Source organism: Paenibacillus sp. SSG-1, assembly GCF_002224835.1.
Taxonomy (GTDB): Bacteria; Bacillota; Bacilli; order Paenibacillales; family Paenibacillaceae; genus Paenibacillus_AQ; species Paenibacillus_AQ favisporus.
Map to the genome: position 1 here is coordinate 7381208 of NZ_MBRK01000001.1, position 22782 is coordinate 7403989.

General features: G+C 43.4%; 23 protein-coding genes and 2 pseudogenes. 18 read left to right on the plus strand and 7 right to left on the minus strand.

What is annotated here, in order from left to right; all coding sequences use genetic code 11:
- Positions 1-24: 24 nt before the first annotated feature.
- The 7 genes from BCV73_RS33870 to BCV73_RS36155 all read left to right on the plus strand — a co-directional run bounded on the left by BCV73_RS33870 (position 25) and on the right by BCV73_RS36155 (position 5399).
- Positions 25-858, plus strand: coding sequence for a transcription termination/antitermination NusG family protein (locus tag BCV73_RS33870; protein ID WP_009226490.1), 834 nt, complete (start codon positions 25-27; stop codon positions 856-858).
- A complete protein-coding gene (locus tag BCV73_RS33875; RefSeq protein ID WP_089549996.1) occupies positions 858-1976 on the plus strand; it encodes a helix-hairpin-helix domain-containing protein in 1119 nt (372 codons plus the stop codon). The genes BCV73_RS33870 and BCV73_RS33875 overlap by 1 nt, the downstream gene beginning before the upstream one ends.
- Positions 1977-2083: 107 nt before the next feature.
- The gene (locus BCV73_RS33880) at positions 2084-3277 is read left to right on the plus strand and encodes a transposase (protein WP_016311143.1); all 1194 of its coding nucleotides are present in this window, start codon (positions 2084-2086) and stop codon (positions 3275-3277) included.
- 162 nt (positions 3278-3439) lie between these two features.
- Positions 3440-4090: a hypothetical protein gene (locus BCV73_RS33885; RefSeq protein WP_089549997.1), complete on the plus strand. Its 651-nt coding sequence runs from the start codon at positions 3440-3442 to the stop codon at positions 4088-4090.
- Positions 4074-4286, plus strand: coding sequence for a hypothetical protein (locus BCV73_RS33890; protein WP_089549998.1), 213 nt, complete (start codon positions 4074-4076; stop codon positions 4284-4286). The genes BCV73_RS33885 and BCV73_RS33890 overlap by 17 nt, the downstream gene beginning before the upstream one ends.
- Positions 4287-4417: 131 nt before the next feature.
- Complete coding sequence (locus tag BCV73_RS33895) at positions 4418-5131, plus strand: hypothetical protein (protein WP_186376357.1); 714 nt, start codon at positions 4418-4420, stop codon at positions 5129-5131.
- Between the two features lie 163 nt (positions 5132-5294).
- Positions 5295-5399 carry a BsuBI/PstI family type II restriction endonuclease gene (locus tag BCV73_RS36155; RefSeq protein ID WP_218828219.1) on the plus strand — a complete coding sequence of 35 codons (105 nt, stop codon included), beginning with the start codon at positions 5295-5297 and terminating at the stop codon, positions 5397-5399.
- Between the two features lie 195 nt (positions 5400-5594).
- Here the strand turns inward: BCV73_RS36155 and BCV73_RS33905 are convergent, their stop codons facing one another.
- Positions 5595-6557 (minus strand): hypothetical protein, encoded by a 963-nt coding sequence (locus BCV73_RS33905; RefSeq protein WP_218828241.1) that lies wholly within the window; start codon positions 6555-6557, stop codon positions 5595-5597.
- Positions 6558-6565: 8 nt separating this feature from the next.
- Here BCV73_RS33905 and BCV73_RS36040 point away from each other — a divergent pair, with 8 nt between their 5' ends.
- The 3 genes from BCV73_RS36040 to BCV73_RS36245 all read left to right on the plus strand — a co-directional run bounded on the left by BCV73_RS36040 (position 6566) and on the right by BCV73_RS36245 (position 7786).
- Complete coding sequence (locus BCV73_RS36040; RefSeq protein ID WP_256993092.1) at positions 6566-6922, plus strand: hypothetical protein; 357 nt, start codon at positions 6566-6568, stop codon at positions 6920-6922.
- A gap of 79 nt (positions 6923-7001) precedes the next feature.
- Positions 7002-7439 (plus strand): class B sortase, encoded by a 438-nt coding sequence (locus BCV73_RS33915; protein WP_218828220.1) that lies wholly within the window; start codon positions 7002-7004, stop codon positions 7437-7439.
- A 134-nt stretch (positions 7440-7573) separates the two neighbouring features.
- On the plus strand, positions 7574-7786 hold the full coding sequence (locus BCV73_RS36245; protein ID WP_089550002.1) for a PTS glucose transporter subunit IIA: 213 nt from the start codon (positions 7574-7576) through the stop codon (positions 7784-7786).
- Here BCV73_RS36245 and BCV73_RS33925 read toward each other — a convergent pair whose 3' ends face one another.
- Positions 7787-8800 carry a carbon-nitrogen hydrolase family protein gene (locus BCV73_RS33925; protein ID WP_343220478.1) on the minus strand — a complete coding sequence of 338 codons (1014 nt, stop codon included), beginning with the start codon at positions 8798-8800 and terminating at the stop codon, positions 7787-7789.
- Between the two features lie 178 nt (positions 8801-8978).
- Between BCV73_RS33925 and feaR the strand changes: the two genes are divergently transcribed.
- Positions 8979-9941 (plus strand): transcriptional regulator FeaR, encoded by a 963-nt coding sequence (gene feaR / locus BCV73_RS33930; protein WP_089550004.1) that lies wholly within the window; start codon positions 8979-8981, stop codon positions 9939-9941.
- Here the strand turns inward: feaR and BCV73_RS33935 are convergent.
- The 4 genes and pseudogenes from BCV73_RS33935 to BCV73_RS33945 form a co-directional block, all read right to left on the minus strand.
- A pseudogene (locus BCV73_RS33935) lies at positions 9919-10641 on the minus strand (GerAB/ArcD/ProY family transporter). The gene feaR and the pseudogene BCV73_RS33935 overlap by 23 nt on opposite strands.
- A complete protein-coding gene (locus BCV73_RS36045) occupies positions 10638-11015 on the minus strand; it encodes a GerAB/ArcD/ProY family transporter (RefSeq protein WP_256993093.1) in 378 nt (125 codons plus the stop codon). The pseudogene BCV73_RS33935 and the gene BCV73_RS36045 overlap by 4 nt, the downstream one beginning before the upstream one ends.
- A 33-nt stretch (positions 11016-11048) precedes the next feature.
- Positions 11049-11306 (minus strand): hypothetical protein, encoded by a 258-nt coding sequence (locus BCV73_RS35545; RefSeq protein ID WP_218828221.1) that lies wholly within the window; start codon positions 11304-11306, stop codon positions 11049-11051.
- Between the two features lie 85 nt (positions 11307-11391).
- Positions 11392-12693 carry an IS1380 family transposase gene (locus BCV73_RS33945; RefSeq protein ID WP_089550006.1) on the minus strand — a complete coding sequence of 434 codons (1302 nt, stop codon included), beginning with the start codon at positions 12691-12693 and terminating at the stop codon, positions 11392-11394.
- A 173-nt stretch (positions 12694-12866) separates the two neighbouring features.
- Between BCV73_RS33945 and BCV73_RS33950 the strand changes: the two genes are divergently transcribed.
- From BCV73_RS33950 to BCV73_RS33960, 3 genes and pseudogenes are all read left to right on the plus strand, one after another.
- Positions 12867-13718 carry a hypothetical protein gene (locus tag BCV73_RS33950; protein WP_089550007.1) on the plus strand — a complete coding sequence of 284 codons (852 nt, stop codon included), beginning with the start codon at positions 12867-12869 and terminating at the stop codon, positions 13716-13718.
- Between the two features lie 178 nt (positions 13719-13896).
- Positions 13897-14316, plus strand: a complete 420-nt coding sequence (locus tag BCV73_RS33955) for a hypothetical protein (protein WP_218828222.1) — start codon at positions 13897-13899, stop codon at positions 14314-14316.
- Between the two features lie 250 nt (positions 14317-14566).
- Positions 14567-16170 (plus strand): annotated as a pseudogene (locus BCV73_RS33960) (IS5 family transposase).
- A gap of 140 nt (positions 16171-16310) precedes the next feature.
- Here the strand turns inward: BCV73_RS33960 and BCV73_RS33965 are convergent.
- Entirely contained in the window at positions 16311-17690 is a 1380-nt protein-coding gene (locus BCV73_RS33965; protein WP_089550009.1) for a helix-turn-helix domain-containing protein, read from the minus strand.
- A 207-nt stretch (positions 17691-17897) separates the two neighbouring features.
- On the opposite strand from BCV73_RS33965, the gene BCV73_RS33970 reads away from it, so the two are divergent.
- The 4 genes from BCV73_RS33970 to BCV73_RS33985 all read left to right on the plus strand — a co-directional run bounded on the left by BCV73_RS33970 (position 17898) and on the right by BCV73_RS33985 (position 22677).
- Complete coding sequence (locus BCV73_RS33970) at positions 17898-18542, plus strand: Panacea domain-containing protein (RefSeq protein WP_009225514.1); 645 nt, start codon at positions 17898-17900, stop codon at positions 18540-18542.
- Between the two features lie 44 nt (positions 18543-18586).
- Complete coding sequence (locus BCV73_RS33975) at positions 18587-18937, plus strand: hydrogenase (RefSeq protein ID WP_232282310.1); 351 nt, start codon at positions 18587-18589, stop codon at positions 18935-18937.
- A 393-nt stretch (positions 18938-19330) separates the two neighbouring features.
- Positions 19331-20212, plus strand: coding sequence for a copper amine oxidase N-terminal domain-containing protein (locus tag BCV73_RS33980; RefSeq protein ID WP_089550010.1), 882 nt, complete (start codon positions 19331-19333; stop codon positions 20210-20212).
- A 77-nt stretch (positions 20213-20289) separates the two neighbouring features.
- Entirely contained in the window at positions 20290-22677 is a 2388-nt protein-coding gene (locus tag BCV73_RS33985) for a CARDB domain-containing protein (protein ID WP_256993094.1), read from the plus strand.
- Positions 22678-22782 lie beyond the last annotated feature (105 nt).

The window sequence follows — 22782 nt, forward strand, 5'->3', positions numbered from 1 at the left end:
TAAAACGATGAAGGAGGTACTCTGATGGGAGCTGCATTTGCAATACAGGTTATGACTGGTAAAGAGAACAATGTTAAAAAGCTGATGGAGTGGGCGTTTGCTCGAAATGAATCCGCTCAAAATTGGATCAAGGCAGTACATACATTTACAACAACTACTCGACGATTGCTCGGTCAGGGAAAGCTTGGAAAAGAGATTAAACGTGCTATTATGCCCGGTTATATTTTTATTGAAATGAATTACTCAGTCGATGAAAATAATTGCTCGGCGCATTTACCTGCCGATGTGTGGCATCTCATCAAGAGTATCCCCGGAGTAATAAAACAATTTACTGGCTCTGGACAAGTTATCGGAGCCGAAGAGTTTCAAAAGATGTTAGGGCTTGAGCCAGAGGAACAACAAGTTGAAGTTGCAGTGCCTATTCAAGAGCAAGAGGCACCTGGATCTACGGAAGAAAAGGTTCAAGTCGATGAAGTTGAGAAAAATATGAAGAATGCTCTGCATGAGGTCAATATGGCCAAGACTAAGGAAGAGCGCGTACAAGCACTAAAAGCTTTGGATGTTGCAATTTCAGCCATCCACAAACTCACAATGAGTGCGATACAACAGCTTGAAAAGGGGGCTGAAGAGCCGGTTGGAGTAGTGGCAAGGGAACTGAAAAGCATTCAGCAACATAAGAACCGAATGGCTGAAAGGGTACGAGCATTTGTAAGAAATAACAAAGAAATTGTGAGTTTTCCAAGAACCTTTTTGGACAAAATTATATACTCTGTTGATCTTCAAAGCAAATGGCTGCAATCACCGCGATCATTGATAACTTTATTGTTTAAATATCTTCGTGAGTCAGGTGTTAGCTGATGGAAGCACCATTACTAGAAACGAGCACAGGCCATGTGGTGTACTTCATCCATCCACGTAACGGTAGTTTGAGTGAGGAGGATACCTTTGGTGTAGCGCGTTGGCAGCCGGAAAACGGCGGTGAACCCTTTGCCATTAAAGGCAATCTTTACGGAGTAAACAAAGGGGAGCGGATTACTGTTCATGGTAAGTGGGAGACTCACCCCAAATATGGACTACAGTTTGCTGTAGATCACTGGGAGCGGCCTTTGCCTAAAACCAAGGACCAGATTATTTCCTTCCTCAGTTCTAAATTCGTCAAAGGGTGCGGAGTGAAAACTGCTGAATTGATCGTTCAAAAGCTCGGTGATCGAGCACTGGAACGAATTATGCATGAGGGTGCCGCTTGTCTAATGGGTATTAAGGGGATTGGCACGAAAAGTGCAGTGAAAATTGCAGATAGCATTAAAAGCAATTTTGAAATTCAGCAGATTATGATGACGCTGTTGCCCTACGGAATTTCTGCGGATACTGTAACGAAAATGTATAAGCAATGGGGGAACGAGTGCGTTGATATTGTGCGGCGCAACCCATATCGACTCACGGAGATTCATCTAATCGGGTTTCTTAAGGCTGATGAGATAGCTATGACAATAGGCATTAGTATGGACTCACCGTATCGCTTAAATGCAGCGTTACAGCATGTTCTTAACGAGACGTGCTATAAGGGTGGTCATTGCTTTGTCTTTGAACACGAACTAATTGATCGGACTAAAGAGCTTTTACGAGGCGTTTCAGAACAGGATATTGAAACAGAGCTTCAGTTAATGGCAGCTCACGAACAAGTAATATGGGAAGAAGATAAGATTTATCCGAAGCACCTGTATATCTATGAGAATAAACTTGCTCATAAGCTGGCTTGCATGGCAACCCGGAGTGGCGGAGCTATGCCTTCTATAGAAAATTCAATCAAACAGTATCAGATGAAGCATGGTATAGTTTTGGCTGATAAGCAACGTGAAGCCATTAGAGAAATGTTTCGTCAGCAGATTCTAATTGTTACAGGGAATCCAGGCACCGGCAAAACAACTGTGGTAAAGGCTATGATCGACATATATGAGCGTTTTGCAGTAATCTGAGGCCTTGAGCCGTAAGGATTTTCGGACATAAAAAAGGGACTTCACCCCAACTTGGAGAAGTTTTCAAGTGACCAAACCCAAAAACCTCAAGGATGGAGGAAGTCACTTTGTATATTCTCCAAGAATGTCTGTTTTCCTTCGAAGAACTTTTAAAAATTCAACCCAAGGAGAGATTGCCGATCTTCTTCAGTTCTCTCGATCTGAGACCGTATGCCAAGGAACTGAGAAGCCGTTCACCCCGAGGCGCTGAGGGATACTGCAGACAAGGTATTCTACGAGCACTCTTGGCTGCGCCGCTTGAAGGAATAAGTACCTTTTCAGGGTTGCATAAGCGTTTGGATACGGATCTCCGGTTTCGTTATCAGTGTGGTCTTCCGCTGGATCGAGAAGCTCCTTCCATATCCACATTAAGCCGAGTTTTCTCAGAACTGACGAGAAAGGACTTGGCAAAACGGCTTTTTGAGGATTTGGTCACACGCTGTCAGCAGGAAGGTATCATAGAAGGCAGTAACGTCGCCATAGACAGCGCCGCTCTCCGCGCTTACGAGAAAAAGCAGCCCAAACGCAAAAGCGAGCAAACGGGTAATGCGAACTGGGGCGCAAAAATTGATTCCTTCGGCAATAAAATCACATGGTTTGGTTACAAAATTCATCTGGCGGTCGATACGAAAAGTGAATTGCCGATCGCCTTGGAAGTAACGCCGGCGCATGTCAATGATGGAGAAATGGCGCCGGGCCTGATCGAGAAAACAGCGTCCAGGACGAGCACACGATTTTTCATACTCGATGCGGGCTACGACCAAATGAAAGTTTATGAGGCCGCCCGCAACGTCAAGGCACAAGCCATCATTCCCCTTAATCTTCGGGGGGAGAAGGAACCGCCTGCTGGCATGACCTCGAACGGAACACCGTGCTGTTCCATGGGTTATGCGATGACATACTGGGGAGTTGACGGCGATATGCATAAATTTCGCTGCCCGCATGCCACGGGTAAAGTCGACTGTCCGCTTGGCATGGCTGCCTGCTCGTCTTCAAACTATGGAATGGTCGTCAAAGTAAATGCGAAGGATGATCTCCGGCGATACAGCATCCCTCATCGGGATACAAAGCGTTGGAAGGAACTTTACAATGAACGAACCAGCGTAGAACGCTGCAACTCCCGATTGAAAACCTATTTGACGGCAGACGCCGCACATGTCCGGGGCATTCAGAAAGTCACAACTCACCAGTATTTGAATGCCATTGTTCTGCTTGCATCTGCGCTCGCCGTTTCTCATCATTCAAAACGGGCTGCCGCTTAAAAAACGAGCTGTTCTAAAATTCTGCAAGTCTGCCCTTTTCTTCATCCATATAATACCATTTTCGAAAATTACCCCTTAACGACAGTGAATATGCTATCGCTTCTTCTCTGAAACGGAATTATGCAAAACACTCAATTAAATAAAAGGTGAGGAAAAATATTTATGTATATTACTCAGGATATGCTTATCGAGGAAATAATACAAATTAGGACCGAAATAGAAAATGGGGTGAAGCCTTATAATCTAAAAGCCATAAGGCGTTGTGAAAAAATAGAGAGAGAGCTTAACTCCAAGGAATTCGATGCAAGATCTTTAATTAAAGAAAAATATAAGATACTAAAGATAAAGAAAATTATTGATTCAGCAGAAAAAAGGCAAAATAATAAAATAATTACATTATCGATTTACTTAATCTTAGGCTTCGAATTGATGTTAATCTTTTATAAATTCGCTTCACCAGCTAATAATTTCTTGTATAATCTTTTTTTCTTTATGTCACTTGCAGTACTTGGTTATTTAGGGGCATTAACGCATCTATATACAAAAGTTTTTAGAGCTACAAATTCTTTTGAACTCCGTGCCTTACTTGCATTGATCTTCCCTATAATATTTTTGAATATTTGTAAGATTGAAAACGAGCAGATTACTGGAGTATATCTGGTGAATTTAATTATTTTTATTGGAGGTTATAATACGGAAGTAATATTTGGTGTTTTAAATAAACTAGTTGATATGGCAAAAAAAGCAGTCAATATTCCTGATAAAGATGCTGGAATTGGATTAAGGAGTAATGAACATGAGAAGAATCTTTAAGAACTTAGTTGAAGACGAAGAGTTTTTAACCGCTGCGATACATCAAGTCAGGGTTTTTGTTGTAGAAAACCATGAAGGACGTAAACGGGTAGTGGATTATGGTGGGCCAATTCAGAAATACACGCCAGAGTTTGTCAAGGTATCGGATACATATTACAACAGAGCTATTCATGAGTTTAAAGTACAAAAAGAATAAAGTATTTTGAGCGAGTTTATTGGGGGAGAACCAGAATAGTCAGACAAAGAGCATACCTTTTAAATTAGAACTTTATATGGATAGAGATTACATTTTAAAACGAAATTCATAGATTTCCTTGATCATAGAGGATGATTACAGTGTGGGATCAAGTTTGGGACGTTGGAAAATATATAGGTTTGATTGCTTCATCACTGTTATTTTTAATATTGCTTATTCTTCTTATTTGGTCTGCTTTCTGGGATAAATTTAATGATTTTGGCTATCTTCTAAAAGGTACGGTGTTTTGGGGATTTGTTACCGTTGCCTTTTACTACTCTATTTTTCCTCAATGGCAGCCAGACGTTCCAGCTACCCGCTCTACCAGTAACACGTTAAGTACAGGAGGAATATTACTCGGAAATTCCATCACCAAGCCAGCTGATGATACAGCCCAGGTCAAAGACTCTAATGGCAAAATGGGCTTTGGCAACGTAGGAGCAAGCGGATTGGATAGTCCCAATGAGGATAGTGTAGCAGATAAGGATGATCTACCGACTCTTTCGTTCAGCATTTCATCTATTAATGCTCATTATTTCTTTCCGAACAGCGGTGCCAATGGATATTTTGCGATAGCTTCTGGCGATCGGGTTGAAACATCCATCGGTGAGCAAATAAATATAGATTTCGAAGTCCCTTATGAAGCAGATCCTCTAATACAACTTAATGATATAACGATAGATGGTCGGCCGACTGCATCCAACCCTAACATTACTTGGATCTCATTTTTCACTGTCAAGGGAGAGAACAAAATAAGCATTGAAGTTGATGGTTCTACTTGTTACTATTTCTTTTATGCTGAATAACAGTCCATAGTTTACTTGGTGTTTTAACCGCTTGATTGATAGGAAATACGAAGTGTAGTCTTGAACAAAAAAAAATTGATGAAAAGTTGTTGCTTAAATTGGGGATCAGGATTGACTTGCATGGAAAAATAATGGATGTTGTGATTTATTATCCTATAGAGATTTGTTATTATTCGTTGAATTAGTGACAAGCCACGGACCCGTTGATGGTAAACGGCATGAGGAGTATGCACGGTTGTTTCAAACCGTCCCATTTAATTCACTTTAGTGGTGTAAGATTTTTAGAACCATATTGATTAATTTGCAGAAGATGATTCTTGTATTGCACAGGAATCATCTTCTTGTCTGTCACCTGACTCTTGTAATCATACTTGACGAGAGGAGCAGTTTAAATCGGTCTCATTTCCATTATTGTTGTCACCAAAGCACTAAATGTCGTTATCTAAAATGGATATTCATGTTGCTAGCCAATGATTTTTTGAAGTGGTTCAATTCGTTTCTTGAAATTTGAGTCATCTTTCATTCTGTGAAGCGGACCGTTATATTTTTCAATTTGATCAATCAACTCCTTAACCGCATGTGCAGAAACTTTAGTTTTCATCATTTCAAGAAGTAATTTATATTGACTTTCGCATAGCGAGAATTGCAGTCTACTAGATATGGTTGAGTTGCTGAATGACAAAATGGCTAAGAGAGCTTGATTGGAATCAAATTGGTCAATTAAACGAGTGTAAATTGGCTCTGCATCCCAACACTTCCCATTACCATTAGTAATAAATACTTCAACTAATGTTGTTACATATTCCTTTTCAATTTGATTAGGTAGCCTACCATGTGAACCAACGAGTTTCTCCAATTCTCTAGCAAATGGCGGTTCGTTATAGTAATTATTCCACGAGCGGTGTGCATAACGTAAGTTCTGAAGAGCTGTGTCTATCTCTGTTGCTCTAAGATCATCCGGGATATACGATTCTGCTTGAACGACTTCAAGGAATTGTCTTGCGAGTTGTTTTTCAGTTTGTTCATTATTTGCAACGAATCTCCCGTATCTTATACCAAACCCCTTTTTTACATCTTCGTCTACACTCCCCCATAGAAATGGAAGCAGCAGATGTATGTTTTCTCTCGTTTTTGATGTCGTATCTTGGCGAGTGTAGATACCAAAAAAGCCTTGTGCTAGATTGTTACTTTGTTCGCTTGTTAGATGCAAGAAAAAAGATGCAATTTGTTTAGCATCATGTGATGTTATCGCATCTTCTTTTATATTTCTAAGTAAACGTTTTATTTCAATTGCGACGTTAGAGATTGGTAACGATATAACTTCCTTAATGCATGTTTCCAGCCAAGAAAGAAGCTGGAATCCGGTTATTTGATTCTGGAGGCAGTGGTGGAGTTGACAAGGTCGCCATCCCGGCATTTCAAGCAATAGCCGAGGTGGAATTGGAACGGCTCCACGAAGAACTGAAGCAGGGTACGTACCGACCGATGCCGGTCAAACGGATTTTCATTCCCAAGAAGGGGAAGCTAAACGAGAAGCGTCCACTCGGCATTCCGGCGATACGGGACAGGGTAAGTCAGCAAGCGCTGAAAAACAGACTGGAACCTATCTTCGAACCCCTGATTATTTCTGTTCAGCGAGAATATGACAGAGGGGATCAGTCTTACGCGTTGCTCAGACAGCAAATGAGCTCTGCATGGACCAATCAAACTGCAGGCAGCGATGATGGAGCCTCATTCTCAGCTGCTCCTGATGAAAAGGTCGATTTTGCCGCATTTCGTCAAGTCAATTAAGAAGTTGTGGCCTGGCTGGCTGCGGAGGATACGGTGATTGATTACCCTGTAGTGAAGGGGCAAGATAATGCGGTTCTATTTGAATCATTTGTTTACGGGCGAACAGAACAGGCTTGGAAGTCTATTTGTCGATTATAGAGTAGCTGGCGATTTTTCTGACAGGAACACCATAATTTATGGACATAATATGAAGGATGGATCGATGTTCTCATCCTTGGCCCAATACAGGAACCCGGCTTATTATGAGACGCATTCATATCTAAGCCTCTATCTGCCGAACAAAGAATATATAATTGAGATATTCGCCGGTATCATCGCTGACGGGGATATGGAGTTTGTTCGTTATGAATTCGATGATGATGATTTTCTTGCCTATATAGATGAACTAAGAGCAGCTTCAACCTTCGGGAGCGAGGTGGCAGTGACAGGGGAGGATCGCATTGTCTCGCTGGTTACTTGCACCTACGAGTTTGATAACGCCCGTTATGCGTTATTTGGCAAGCTCGTCGAGGGGTAGGAGTCTGTAACAAGGAGGAGTCATGAGTAATTTAATCTTTTTTCAGCAATCTACTTGATTTCTGCATCCATGAGCTTGAGTATGGACTTGTACACCTTGAGACTTGTGGCAAAAGCACTGAAGCGAAGAGGGGGATGTCAATACAGGCAGGAACCCAGGAACGATACTATATCGTTTTAGGGTTCTGCCTTTTTATTCTGATTCATTTTCGGCGAAATATTGCACCGCCTCAACAGGTAGAGGACGAAGCGTTTTCCAGTGGAGTCATGGGGCCAGGTATAGCTATCCGACCCGAAATGGGTAAGGTATTCTCAGCCCTTTCTATTATGCAGCATTTTAAATCTTAATCACTCCTGATTGAATTGAAGCTCATCGAAGGTAACTATTTCCTGTTTATAGTTACCGATATGTTTAACGGGTTTTTTCTCCGTCCGGTCAACGGTCAGTGAGAGGAATCCCGGAGTGGAGTAATGCCCGGCGGAATCGATCAGGAACTTGCCTGGAATGATCTGTTCAAGGTCAATATCCGCATAAGTAATGCCTTCTTCGTCATGGGCTAACGGAGTGCCGATTTCCTCGCCGTTAGGGCCGATGATTCTGGCAAAGCCGTGGCCAACTGCCATGAAATTTCGCTGCTCTTCCGTCTCGCAGATTCGATCTCGCTGTTCTTCCGTCCAGATCTGTGAGGAGAGCAAGCAGAACACTTGGTTCGTGATGGCATAGTATTTCGTGGCGATTAAGCATTGCTCGGCTCCAAACAAATGGCCCTCTTGCGGAAGACCGATCGGCCATGAAGCCACATGCACCTGTTCATTCAAGGAAGTCATGGCTGCAAGATTTAGCGGCAGGAAGTGCTCCCAGCATTGCAAGCCGCCGAGGTTGCCGAATTCCGTCTCAAACACCGGCATCATGCTTCCATCTCCGTCTCCCCAGATTACTTTCTCTGCGTTCGTAGCCTTGAATTTGCGATGCTTGCCGATAAGATCACCGCGAGGATCAAACCACAGTTGTGTCAGATACAAAGATCCGCCATCCTTCTCGGTAACGGATACGCAGAAGTATACTTGGTTGCGCTTGGCTGCTGTGCTAAGCTTCTGCACAGCTAGGCTGGGAATTTCTACTGCGTTCTTATACAGATCAATGTAATATTTCATGCCATAGTCAGCATTTCCAAGCCAAATCCACCAAGGGTAACCCGGGATATATGCCTCCGGGAAGGCAATCACTTTTGCGCCATTTGATGCCGCTTCATCGACTAGCCGGCAAGTCTTTTCAATGGTGGCATCCAGATCCAATAGGATAGGCGATGCTTGGACGGCTGCAACTCGAAAATTTGGAAAATGAGACATGGTATAAATCACTCCTCGATGAGTTATATTTTCTTACATAAACATTTTATCCTCTTTAAATTTGAGTTTATTTACTGTGAGAGAAGAGGAATTTGCCGATTTGTGCACTTATCATCAAATATTGTTGATTATATGGCAGAAAATATGACATAATGATGGGGTGAGATCAAGTGATAGGAGGAGATTCCATATGCGAACTATCTTGTCAACGGAGCAAGTAACTGAAAAGGAAAGTTTTTCCTACTGGCGGGAGAAAATTTGCGATGTTTTTGTACAATTGGATGCTTCTCAGCTCTCCCGTCAAACGTTCATGGGGAAATTAGAAACTGGGGATTTAGACAAAATTCAAATTTCGGTTGTGTCAGCAGATCCCCAGCATGTGGTTCGTTCGCGAAGTCAAATCGCCAAGTCTTTGGACGATTTTTTTCTGTTGAGTTTGCAACTCCAGGGAGAGGGATATACCGAGCAGGAAAAACGCGAAGCTTATCTTCATCCGGGTGACTTCGTTTTGTACGATAGCACGAGACCCTATGTTTTGCATTTCGAACACCCCTTTAAACAGGTCGTGTTTCGATTCCCTCGTTCCTTGCTTTTGTCCCGTTATAAACAAGCTGAACAATTGACATCTATCAGGATTCCCGGGATAGAAAACCCGGTCGGGAATATGGCCTCTACTTTATTGAGGAATGTTGCCGCCAACTATCCATATCTTGATGAGGCCACCGGGATGCGAATAGTTGAGAACTCTTTGGATCTGCTGGCAACTGCGCTTCGCGCCGTATCCGGTTATAATCATCACGAAGCTACTTCGCTTGCTTATATGCAAAGAGCGAAGGCACGGGCGTTCATTTCGAACAATCTCGCCAACCCTAACCTATCCCCGTCTATGGTTGCAAATAATCTAGGAATATCAATCCGCTACTTACACAAACTGTTTGAACAGGAAGGCCTGACCGTTGCCTCCTTTATTCGTGACCGTAGGTTGGAGTTCTGTCGACGGGATCTGGGAGATGCCAGCCAAATTCACCGTACTGTACTTGATATCGCTTTGAATTGGGGGTTTAATAATGCCGCTCATTTCAGCCGAATTTTCAAAAATCAGTACGGGGTAAGCCCGACCGATTATCGTGCTAATCGGAACATAGATTTCTGACATAATAAACAATCAGCAGCAGCAGAGGAATAACAAAAGCAACGGTAATATCCCAGTCTAGCCAATAGGGTGGGATTTTTTTCATGTAAAAAATAATATCCTTGGATAACAGTTGCGAAAGTCCAAACGAGAGGAACGCAACCGGAAAAATCAAGGAACGGAAATTTTTCAGATTAACCAATTGGGCGGTACCGAGCGTAAAGCCGTAGAAATACAGTGCCGTTTTGAAATAGGTGGTGATTATCCACACGATGGCCATAAGCGCTTCGATTCGCTGCAGGAAGTTGCCGATATTGATTTTTTTGGGCCAGAATATAGGTGGCGTAAAAATGATGCTCGGTTAGATAAGCTCCAGAACGGTAAGGGAAAGAAATAAAATCAGATTAAGGATGGCGGCTCCGATTATCATGGAGAGAAAAATATCCCGGTTGGTAGTCCTGCTCTGCTTGACGTACGGATGCACCATCAGAAATACAATCATCTTGCCAAACGGATAACTGATGCCAAACAACACGGAGTGCAGCAATTTGGGCAAAGGCGTATTCATGATCGGGAACAGATTTTCCAATTGGACCTGCGGAGGCAGCAGAATCATCAATGAAGCGAAAAACAGAATGAACAGCGGCAAAAATATTTCAGCGGCCCTGCCAAGCGTCTCGAGACCAAGGCGGAGGCCGTATATCACCAGGAAAAAGGTCATGAAACGAAAACGCCTCCTGGAGTCTTTTCAAAAATTTGCGTGCACATGAAATCCTCGATTGCACGAAGGTAGATAGATGTTGCCATCAGAAAGAAAAACAAGTAGAACAGGTTGACTGCGGTTCCGGCCCATTTTCCCAGTATTTTATTAATGCTTTCGATAAGGTTCATCTGAGGATAAAAATAATGTACTTTAAGTGGAATCAACATGCCGGCGAGCCCCAGCGGCAAGCTGATTAAACCGGCTATCCAGGCGTCCTGATGCGAATCGGTCACCATGGTTAAGGGATAAACCAGCACCATGTCGCCAACAAACACAAACAGGGAAAGCACAGTCAGCTGTCTTGAAGATAAGCGTCCTTTTTTCAAACTCATGTCCCATACATCCTTTCCGACCTGCTCCCTGATTTAAGCGCCGTTTATCAAATTAGTCAATGTTGAAACAACGGATGCAGAAATTGAAAATAAAGGATCAATCTTGAATCGCGTAATTGCAACCATGTCTGCTGTTTTTGCACCTTTTGTATATATTTTAGCGGCATCTGGGCTTTTGCAGAGTGCATTGATTTTACTTAAACCTGAATTTCGAAAGCGCATAAGATCAATGCAAGATGCTGAAGCAATGACGACTTGTGATGTAAAAATGCAGGAATTTTCCATGCCCAATGGAGACGGGAGCTTGTAGCGGATGGTCTTTCCCCCTCCCCAATGAAGAGGCAGTCCTGATTTCCATGTAAAATTTTGCTTATCATTATTCTAACTGCGCCACTCGAACCTCGATTCGTTTCCAGACATAACGGCTGGGAAAGTCCCTCGCAAGCTTGAGTAGGATAGAGCGGCCATGCCGAATGAGCGTCGCGGCGCAATGAAAGAATTCCAAGCGGAACCGGGCAATCGTATAACCTTGATGCACTGGCTCACAGCAGTCGCGTTTGAAGCGCTCGAACAAATTGTAGGCGAGCAGCTTGATCAACAGATCCAGTTCGTTGGCTTTAAAATCGCCTGTCGCAATGCGATCGATGGAAAACCCGTTCTTGGCTTCCTTAATGTAATTTTCCATGCAGCAGCGCTGATTGTAGAATCGCCACAAATCGATCGGTTCCCATTCCAGATTAGTCACCATGGCTTCGTACTGCCAGTCCGAATCGAATACAATGCGGCCTTGGCCCTCCTCGAACACTTGCGCCTTACGGATGATCGCTACACGACGCGCCTTGTTCCAGGAGGTCGCTTGGTAGATCAAGCAAATACCTTCGATGATCCACTCTTCGTCGACATATCGCGTCCAGTAACGACAAGCCCCAACTTCCTTGGCCAGCCGCTGGGTCCATTTCAGCTTGCCGACATAGCCGATGTGGTGCTGCTCCCACAAGCTGTAAAAATCTTCACCGCCAAAGCCTTTGTCGAACCTTGCGTACTTCACTTTGTGTTCGTCGAGCAGTCTAAAGGTTTGCCGCAGGAAGTCGGCCGCATCGGTGGAAGAGTGCGTATTGCCCGGTCGAAGCACGGCGTTCAAGTTTAGTCGGCTCTGGCCTTCAAAGGCAAGCAGGGGATGATAGCTCTTACGCCCGGGCTTGTGTGGATTTGTGCCTTTGGCCGCGCCGGACTGATCGCCATACACGGTCTCTACCGTGGAATCCAGATCGAGAATCAGCTCAGGTGGCAAGCAGGGTCGAATGATCTCTTGATTCAGCCTCCGCAGTTCGTTAACCAGAGAGGGACAGAAACGACCAAGCCGGATCAATTCCTTGTACAACAGACTGTGATGCGGGCAGCGGCCGCCGAGAAAGCGCCTCAGCAGCACGTCGCTTTGCAAACGACGGAAATGAAAAATCCGTTCGCAGCCAAGCATCCAGCCAACGATGAGATAGAGCAGAATACGGTAAACGGGGAAGAGGGAGTTGCGCGCTTTGCCGCCGGAGAGGCTGCACATCGCCTCCGGCAGTTTGATTTTTTCGAGAAAGGCCAGGAAGATTTTGATGCCGCCGCAGCTCGTTGCGTTTTGTAGTGAAAATTCTGTTTTAATTTTGCTGATCGTTGTGGTAGACTTCACCTATAAGGTGCTCCTCTCTTTGGGTGTAGTGTTCCAAGTAAACACCATTCTACCAAAGATTCGGAGCCCTTTTCATATTTTCAAGAAGCGATACTTTCGAAATTCAGGATTATACTTCATTAAGTCCTTCTTTAGTGATTAAAGTCCTTCTACTATAAGGAGGTGGGAGTTTTATGCAGACAAACGATGCAGTCTTTGCGAAAGAGTTTAGGGATATGATGAATGGTCGTAGAAGCATGGCACATTCCTTTAAGATTACGGATTTACCATTACCTCGATTGGATACCATGATTAACGGCATTCCTAAGGGTCGTATGGCTTTCATTAAAGGGGTAACGGAGATGTTTTTTGACCGTTTGAATGAGCAAGAAGTTCAGTTAGTCGGTCGGACGACTCTGAAGAAGCGTCAAGTTCTTTCGGATGGGTCATTTCGTCGGGATAGTTCGGGTAATTATGTTTACGATCAAATCCCGGTTAGTCATGATTGTGTAGCGGTGGTGAGTAAGATTTCGATTGGTTTGAGAAGGTTTGTGGATGGTAGGGAGCATAAGCCATCTGAGGGGTTTAAGTACGTGGATTACATTGATACCGGTTTCGGACGTAAGTACATCTATATTCTCCCGAGAAAACATGTTTACCGTCTAAACATGTGTGCTTTGATTTTGACTCCGAACAAGCGTAGGGTCTATTTCAAGGGTTGTAAGTTAGCCTTGCAAAATGGTAACTACGTGTATCTTTACGTGATTCCCTACACGTATAGGGAGAACCTTGATGTTCGAGTCCTTGGGGTAAAGTCCTCTTATAATTTCGATAAAGAGGTCACAGCAATATTGAATTACTGGGTGGAACAAGGGGTTATTTTCCATCCAAGTCTAACGGCTCTCGAAAGTCAAGTGAATGGGCAAACGAATCTTGGCATTATTGACCTAGAGGGAACCATTATTTATGATGAATATCGCCGTTATGGAGTATCAATGGCGGAAGAGCGAGAGGAAGAGTTTATGGAGTCTTTTGAGGAAGTTTGATTTTTCTATGGGGTTCGGGCAGGGGAATGAACCCCTGCTTTTTGTTTGAAAATCTATGGAGACATCCATACATCTTGATTCTGTTGTATTGGTTTTAATCGAGGAGTAACCAAGGTTCATCATGTCTTATCCCCCATATGGGGTCGACTTCGTATTCAGGGGTCGACCTTTTTACTTTTTGGAGCCGGATCGCCATCAGATTTATATAGGTATATCAAAAATCAGGAGGCGATCTAATGCTTCAGCTTTCAACAGAAGATATGATTTTGTTGGTAAACAAGTGGCAAGGGAGAACCATATTATTCTTGTTTTTAAAGGGTATCACAATGGTCAATACGGCAGCTACACGAAGAATCCTGGCTTCTACAAGAGCATTCGATTTCAAAAAGATGACCTTGATGTCTACATCGATTACGATGATGAAGATGAAAGTGGGCTGTTTAAAGTCACTATTCTAAATGATGTTGTTGGCGAGCAATTGAAGTGGGCTAATCCGACTTCCCTATCTAAATTGAAAGAGCTTCTTGGGATGATGAAGCAACCGCCCGCCGCGCTTATTAATTACATCAACGAGCAAGCATCTTTGGTAGACCGCTAATCTCAATTTATAGCCGTTCCCTCCCCCTCAGGGGTATCGAACGGCTTTTTCTATTCCCCTACCTATTCCCCTCCCCTATCCATCAATCATAAAGCTCCTTGCAATTACTAAATAATTAGGGCTTGCTGAACGCCCCGAAAAGATGTAAAAAACCGCATAATAACAAGGGATTTGGGATGTGTTTGTCGAAATCATATGCAAAGGAATCTTCGGAAAACAGACCAAAATCCTTGCAGATGGAGTGACGAAATTGTTCAAGCCAACCGCGCATCTCGACAATCAATTGATCCTTCCTGGCGATTTCTTTCTTCCCTTCGGCGGAAAACTCGATGAAAAGAATCGTTGGGTTCAGTTGGCACAGTTGGTGCCGTGGGCGGCAGCTGAACAGAAATACGGTCGTTTCTTCAAAGACACCTTCCGCGGTCAGCAAACGATCAGCCTGCGGATGGGGCTCGGCGCGCTGATCATTCAGGAACGCATGCAGTTGAGCGATAGAGAAACCCTGGCGTCAATCAGCGAGAACCCCTATATGCAATACTTCATCGGTTTGCCCGGATTTGTGATGAAGCCGCCGTTCCATCATTCGATGATGACGCATTTCCGTAAACGTTTGACCGACGTACTGGCCGAGTTGAACGAGATCGTCGCCATCGAGGGTGCGAAGGAAACGAAAGACGATAACAACGATCCGGGCAGTGGAAGCGGTGGCGGGAAAAGAAAGCGGTCAACGCCTCGCGCCGCTGCAACCGAAACCGAATTTGAACAGCAAGCGCTGTTCGAGGAAACGCTAGTGGAATCGGCAGCGCAAACGCCTGCGGCGGTGCCGCCTGAAGCGTCCGACAAGGCCATCGATTCCACCGCGGCGCCGGAAACGCCAGAACAACCGAATCAAGGGACATTGCTGGTGGACGCCACCTGCGCCCCGTCGGATGTGGCGTATCCGACCGATCTGAATCTGTTGAATGAAGCGCGGGAGAAGCTCGAAGCGATCATCGATACGCTGCATGAGCCGGTCATCGGACAAATGGCGAAACCGCGCACGTACCGGGAAAAAGCGCGCAAACAGTTTCTGGCCGTTTCCAAGCAACGCAGACCGGGGCCGAAAGTGATTCGCAAAGCGATCAGGAGGCAACTCGGTTACGTTGGACGGAACCTCTCCATCATCGCCGAGCAAGCCAAGTCGCAACCGCTCACGCTACTTGGCCGCAAAGCCTATCGCGACCTGCTGGTGATTCACGAACTGTACCGTCAGCAGCTTCACATGTACAACGAGCGTTCCCACCAGATGGAAGACCGGGTCGTCAGCATTCATCAGCCGCATGTCAGGCCGATCGTGCGCGGGAAAGCCAAGGCGCGCGTGAGTTCGGAGCCAAGATCGCGGTAAGCATGACGAAGGGCTACGCGTTCCTTGATCGGCTATCTTGGGATAACTTCAACGAGAGCACGACGCTCATGGACGTGATCGAGAAGTATCGCAGCCGCATGGGATTCTATCCGGCTGTCGTCCAAGCGGATCAGATCTACCGCACACGCGAAAACCGGAGATTCTGCAAACAGCATGGGATTCGGCTCAGCGGACCGGCACTGGGACGCAAGCCGAAAAACGGCCCGACAAGCGAAGATAGGCAAGTGGCCAAACAGGATACCGGAGAACGAAACGCAATCGAAGGCAAGTTCGGAGAAGGCAAGCGCAAGTACGGGCTTGGCTGTATTCGAGCACGCCTCGCAAAGACAAGTGAATCCGTGATTACGCTGCAACTTCTGGTGATGAACCTGGAGCGCAGGCTCCGCGTTCTTTTTTGCCTCATTTTTACGCTGCTATCTCGCAGTCGCCTAGCCATGAGTTTCGGTTAAAGAATCGTTCAGCAAGCCCTAATTAGACAGACCAGTTCGCGAACTGGTCTGTTAGTGTAAATGTTATAGAACTTCACATTCCTCCGTGATGATCCATTAGGTGAATAATTGGCGGAGAAAAAAGAACAATTAACGAGAGACTAGACATAAATAGTACTGCCAGTTTTCTTTTCATTATTATACACCTCTGTAATTATTTTTTGGTAGGCTTCTATTAAGGCTTTATCGCACTTTTCACGTAAGCTTTCAAATAGGCCTACACACTTAATTATACAGGTTTTTTCATTAATAGATGCTGATTTATTCAAGCTATTCATTAAGTGCTTAAAACCATCCTTATAAAGGCCTTTGCTTAGATGATAGTCAGCTAATTCAAAATAAAAACGTGCAAGACGTTCTTCAATAGTCTGTTTAGTATAAACATCATTTGAATGTTCTGCTTTGACTATTGAAGAAATATCAAATCTTTCAAGAATGCTATCAACATTATAATGATAACGATTGGCCGCTTCGATGATATTCAATAAAGATAGCAATCGTTCGTCTTTGTTGGATTCAAGATACTGGATGTATTCTGGTAGTACGCTAAAATCTCCAGCTGACAACTTGGTGACCATTGTATTCATCTTAGCCCAAGCATAGAATTTTTCTTTCCAAATAAGCGTATCCTTATCATCTTCTCTTACCCAATCTAAGTTTGCATACAATGAGATGTATTGCATGGCTCGTTCATAGTCTTTCTTGATTTCAAAAACGCTGCCTAATAGTAGATTTGAGTAAGCTATATATGTGAAAAGTGGTGTTGTTAGTTTATAGTCTTGATGATTATATTTTGTAGTTCTTTGATATAGGATTTCAGCCTTGTTTTTGAGTTTTTCAGCCGTTTCCTCTACTTTGTCCCACCGGCGTAATGAACGGTATGTATTCGCTAAATCCTTCAATGCTTCCAACTGATCGTACTCATCCAAGCGATCAACGAATAATTCAAATTGTATTGCTGACTGATAATTTTTTTCTTGATCCTTTCCAAGTTTGCACATAAACAGGCGATATTGGCAAAGGGCCAAACGTTCTGAATGCTGACTTCTTTCACTGAGAGCAACATTTTCATATAAAATGATAGCAGCTTCTTTTTTACCGATTGTATAGAAATCTTCTGCCACTTCAAAGAGGTGTGGAGAATATAACAAGTTGTCGAGCAGCAATTGAACGGCTTTATGAATCAAGTCCCAATTTCCAATCTCTGCACACCCATAAATAAAAGGTTTAATTCTGCGCCAATTGGGAGTAGATTCTGCTAGAACTTCTTCAAAATACTGAATATAGAAATAACCTTTTGCTAAACCCATACATTCAGTGATAATGTCCAATTGTTCAATACTCAAGGTTCGGTTTCCACTTAGAATAGAACTTAATGTTCCGATATTTATACCTATTTTTTGAGCAAATTGACTTAAGCTTAATCCCTCCTGCTTCATAAAATCATTAAGTCTTGTAGTAATCGTGGTTGCAGAATCCATACTAACCACCGCCTAGATAAGATTTTCCAATATTTCAATAATATCCAATATTTGAATGATGGTCAATTTTACAAAATCAGCAGTTGGCTGAAAAATATCTTCACTTTGCTTAATTTTAGGGCTATACTTTGGGTATAGCAACGTACAACAGTATACAACTGTGAGCATAAAATAATTATTAGAGGAAATAATTTAAAGAGGATAAGAATGAATAAGCTGCAAAATGTCATGATCTATTTCATAAAAAACTTTCCTCAAAGCTTGGGTAGAACAAAGCTGATAAAAGCAATTTATCTTTTGGATTGTGAGTGGTACAAAATATACGGTTCCACATTTACAGGAATGACTTACTTAAGGGATAATAATGGACCATTTGATACTGCATTCTACGATGCTAAAGATTATTTGCTTATCCAAGGTATTATTGAGGAAATACCTTATTCTTTTGCTGGTGGTCACGGGTTCGAGTTTCACATCGGAAAGAACTTCCCTGAGGAAATTGAACTGGATGGCTTTGTTCGGTATCTTGCCGATGACATTATCAATGATCTTGGAAATTCAGACCTCAATGGTTTTTTGGCTAAGGCATATTCTACAGAACCAATGATTGCTGTGCAGAATAAAGAAAAGCAAGAGGGTAAAAAATGTTATGGGGAGGTATTGGATATGAGTAAATTAAAGGATTCCCCAAAGCCCTTATTCTCGCTCGGACAAATTAAGGAGGTTGCAAAAAATCTCGATCTTTCAAGTCGAGGTTCGGATGAAGAATACGCAAGTGTGGTTAATAAAGAAATTGAAGAATTAAGACTATTTCGGGAGAGAGTAGCTGAGTCATGGAAACTAATCCAATAGATAGTCCTATTGATATTCGGATATTTAACTACGGAGAAATATATATGATCAAAGATAAATTAGTATCGTTTCCCGAATCAAGATACACTAGTGGACGAACTCTACATGATAAAAGGATGGTATGTATTATCCACCACTGTGAATCCAATGGGAATAAACACATTTGGACGGTAAATGCCGCTCCATTATCAACAAGAACTGATATGAAAAGAGATACAGATTTAGAATTAGAACCAGAAGAAGGGAACTATTTCAACAGAAAGAGTTTGATTCGGTTGGGTGCAGCCCAACCATTTTTGAAAGTAGATTTAGAAGGGCCGGTTGGAAAACTGAACACCGGGCAGCTTATGTTACTATCTGCACTTCAACTTAAACTAGCTGGTATTGATATTTGAATATAAGTTAGCAATGGTCAACAAGTGATGAATGATACTTTACCCAGTCAAAAACGATGTTCTGATTATGTCTCTATGTACGAACAAACGCTCTTGCATTCTTTCTGCACAAGGTATATAATGGATTTAATCAAGTAGCGAAGCTATAAACTAAAAAAATGTAAAAATATTACATTTACAAATCAACTCCACTAACTTTAATGTTGGTGGAGTTTTTCGCATTTTATAGAGGCTGAAATATAGAGGAGGGAGAAATAATTGAAGGGTAATTGAGTGAAAACAGTGCTTGGATTATAATGGAATCTATGTTGTGTATTCGGAAGTTTGAAGGCTTTTAGAAATCAATAGGGTATGCGAATACCCCACTAATTCAGAAAAGGGAGTTGTAGAAATATGTTTAAGAAATTAGGACTTGCTTTAATGTCCACAGTCATGTTGCTAGGGATGGCCTTGGGATCGGCTTCGGCGGCGCAAACAGTTTATGTTCAGGTTGATGGGAAGAACGTGACGTTCCCTGATGCGAAGCCTTATATCGAGAAGAATAGAGTGTTGATTCCTGTGCGGTTTGTATCTGAATCGCTGGGTGCGAAGGTGGATTATAAGAAGGAGACGGTTGGTAAGAGAGTAAGCCGGACGGTGTACGTAACTTTGGGTGAAAAGAATATCAGTCTGGAGGTCAACAGTAACAAGGTGCTGGTGGATGGCAATATCGTTACCTTAGATGTTCCAGCCCGGGTTAAGCAGGAGCGTGTGTTTGTACCGCTGCGGTTCGTGAGTGAAGCGCTTGGGGCTACAGTGGAATGGAAGTCCAGTCAAAGCCTTGTAAGTATCAGTACAGGCAAGGAAGTGACGGAGCCTGATCCGGTTCCGAGTGATGATAATATGTACAGCACGGATTTTCAGTGGAAGGCTGGGTATACGGAGTTGGCTAAGGAATTGTTCGTTGACAATATGAAAGTGAGCAACGGCAAGCTGACGTTTACCCTTCCCCAAGGGGCTAAAGCTCAATATTATGCAGAAGATGGCGCTTCTACTGATCTTACACCAGGAAAAACCTATACCTACCCTATTGGGAAGGGTAACGGCTTTGTTTCTTTTGCGAAGGTTTATCCTGGGAGAGCTGAACAGGAAGGGTATACGGTGAATTTAGATGGTGCATTCAACGAATATTTGCTGGAACTATTCGGCGAAACTGATGAAGTAATTGTGATTAACTCTGGTAATTTCTCAGCATCGCTGTTACCTGAAGTGATTTCATTTGCAAAGGAACTGTAATTTAATTTATTTTCGAGAGTCTGCGGTATGCTCGCAGGCTCTTTTTGCTTTTCAATTTTTTGGGGGGAGGAACAGGAGTGAAAAGGAAAGTAGCCGTGGTGTTCGTGATGGTATTCATGCTGGTTTCTATGGTGGTATCTGCTGCAGGGATACCGATGCTAAATGGATATGTAAAGTGGGAATATGGTGAAACAGGGGATCATTTCGTAGGCTATATCCCTGCATTAGGAGAAAAGGTGTCTGATAATCCGTGGAAACTGTATCAATGGCAAGGGGTATTTACCTTTGCTGATGGTCAGAAGCAGATTATAGACAATTACGACGTGTTTGCTGTGAAGGAAAGACCGGGCGATCCGGTATTTTCAGATCAAAATGGATTTGGTCTTACCTATAAGAGTAAGGAAGCTGTAGGGGATTTATTTGACGCTGTATGGTCAGGACACATGCAAAATGTCTCTCAGAAGCAAAAACAATATTTCCGAGATACTTTTATTGTTCGCGGGATATATTATGATTCTGATCATGACTACTTCTATACGCTAAATACTCGGCATTTCTTTCTCCGAACATCCGGCATCGTCAGCCGAATGGGTATCCAGTTTGACCGAACCCAAAAGATTGACGGCAAGGGTCATGCTTACTTCAAAGTAACAGCCTGGCCAACTTTGAAAGTCACACAAGGCGAACAACTCACGGTGAGCTTTACAACTGCTGGGGTTAATAATAGCTTGCGTCAAGTGGATGTCTATGCGTTGCCCAAAGGAGCATTCCCTGACATGACTAAGCGTGTCAAATTAACCTCTGTAACTACGGAGGATGCTGAGTATAGCAATACTGTCAAGATCGCCAGCAAAGACTTGTCGCGTGTATTAGGCAAAGACGTAGATGTTATCGTAGATGACGGCTACGGACGTACTCAGATAGAGAGTGTGACATTAGCAGATGATCTGAATATGGATTACGTCCCAACAAAACTGACGCTAACCGAAGGGGGTCAGCTTTGGGTTAAGTTCCGTTATGACGGTGATGAAGACATTATTACCGGGGATTATGTAAATAAACGGGGTATGCCCATGACGGCGGCGGTGAAGATAGGGGGAGCAGTGACGACCCAGTTTTCGCTTCCATCCATGAATAATAAGCTGCCCGATATGATTGAAAAAGGGCAGGAAATCAGCTATATGTTGGGCAAGATCGAAATCAGCGATTCACCGGGGAAATATTATATCAAGGTGGATGCCACAATTAATAATCCAGATCATCCGGATCGAGCATTGGAATCACCTACGGAAGCCTATAGGAACAACGTGATTCATGGTGAATGGCTGATTGAGCGAAAAGCTCCGGAGAACGATCTGATCGCCCAATCCATTACCGCCAGCCCATCGGCGCTGACTGTAGGTCAATCGTCTACCGTGACAGCAAAGGTGAAGAATGTAGGGACTACGGATGTTTCCAATGTCCTGATACGCTTCATGGAAGATGGCAAGAAGACCATCTATGAAACCAGAAAGAACATGCCTGCTAATACGCCGATTACTGTAGGCGGCTTCAAGTGGACAGGAAATACGGGTATCCATACCTTAAGCGTTCATGTAGACCCCGAGAAGGAAAAACAAGATAAAGATCGTTCTAATAACGTAGCCGTTACTGGTTGCTCTGTAACCAAGAATGGCGGCGATGCTTATTGTGATACCACGAAGCCGGAGGCAACGTGGGATGTGACATATCCATTGATTACAGGCTATCCAACCAAGACCAGAACGGTGTCTTGGACGGACTCAGAAGGTAAACGACATACTTCTACGGAAAGCTACACGGATTACAGCGACCCGATTTGGGAGAATCGAAAAGTAACCTATAATGAAAAGCTTACCGTTTCGGCTGAACTGAATACAAAGCAGGGAATTCCTACAGCCCCGCCTTGGAAGCCGGAAGAAGAGAAGGAATCAGATCGTGAAAGCCGAGGTTCGTGGGAAATCATTCCTTGGGCTGAGGAAAATGGCTTGAATCCAAATGAGGTTACGCGTGCCGGTTATGGTGTAGAGATCAAAGCAACGACAAAATACACCACAGATTGGGAAACCAAAGTCCCTAAAGGCTTAGAAGGGACGGCTAAACCCATTGGGGGTGAGCTAAAAGGGCCTACTGAGGTTAGGGTCTATATTTGGGACACCAACGGTGATTATGTGACCAGCATTGGTCTAGTTAAGACAGGTGGAGATGATAAAACAGCAACATGGGAGCTTCCAGAAGAGCATTTCAAATCGAAGTTTCTTGACATCTATGAACGAAAATTTTATACGGATGTCAAAGCTCCCGATGGAGAGTATACGTTTAAAATTGTAGCCATGCACGCTGGACAGAATGACTTATCCTCTTGCATCATCAAGAAAATAACCATTTACGGTAGCATGTATGATGATTGGCAGACGAAGCGAGATACATCGGAGTGGTACAAATAAGGGCATTGCATGTATGTAATTTCAGATTTATAATAAAAATAAGAAAGGGGCGGCGGTAACCGTCCCCTGCAACAGCCGCTTTTAAGGGCGGTTCGGCATTAAGAA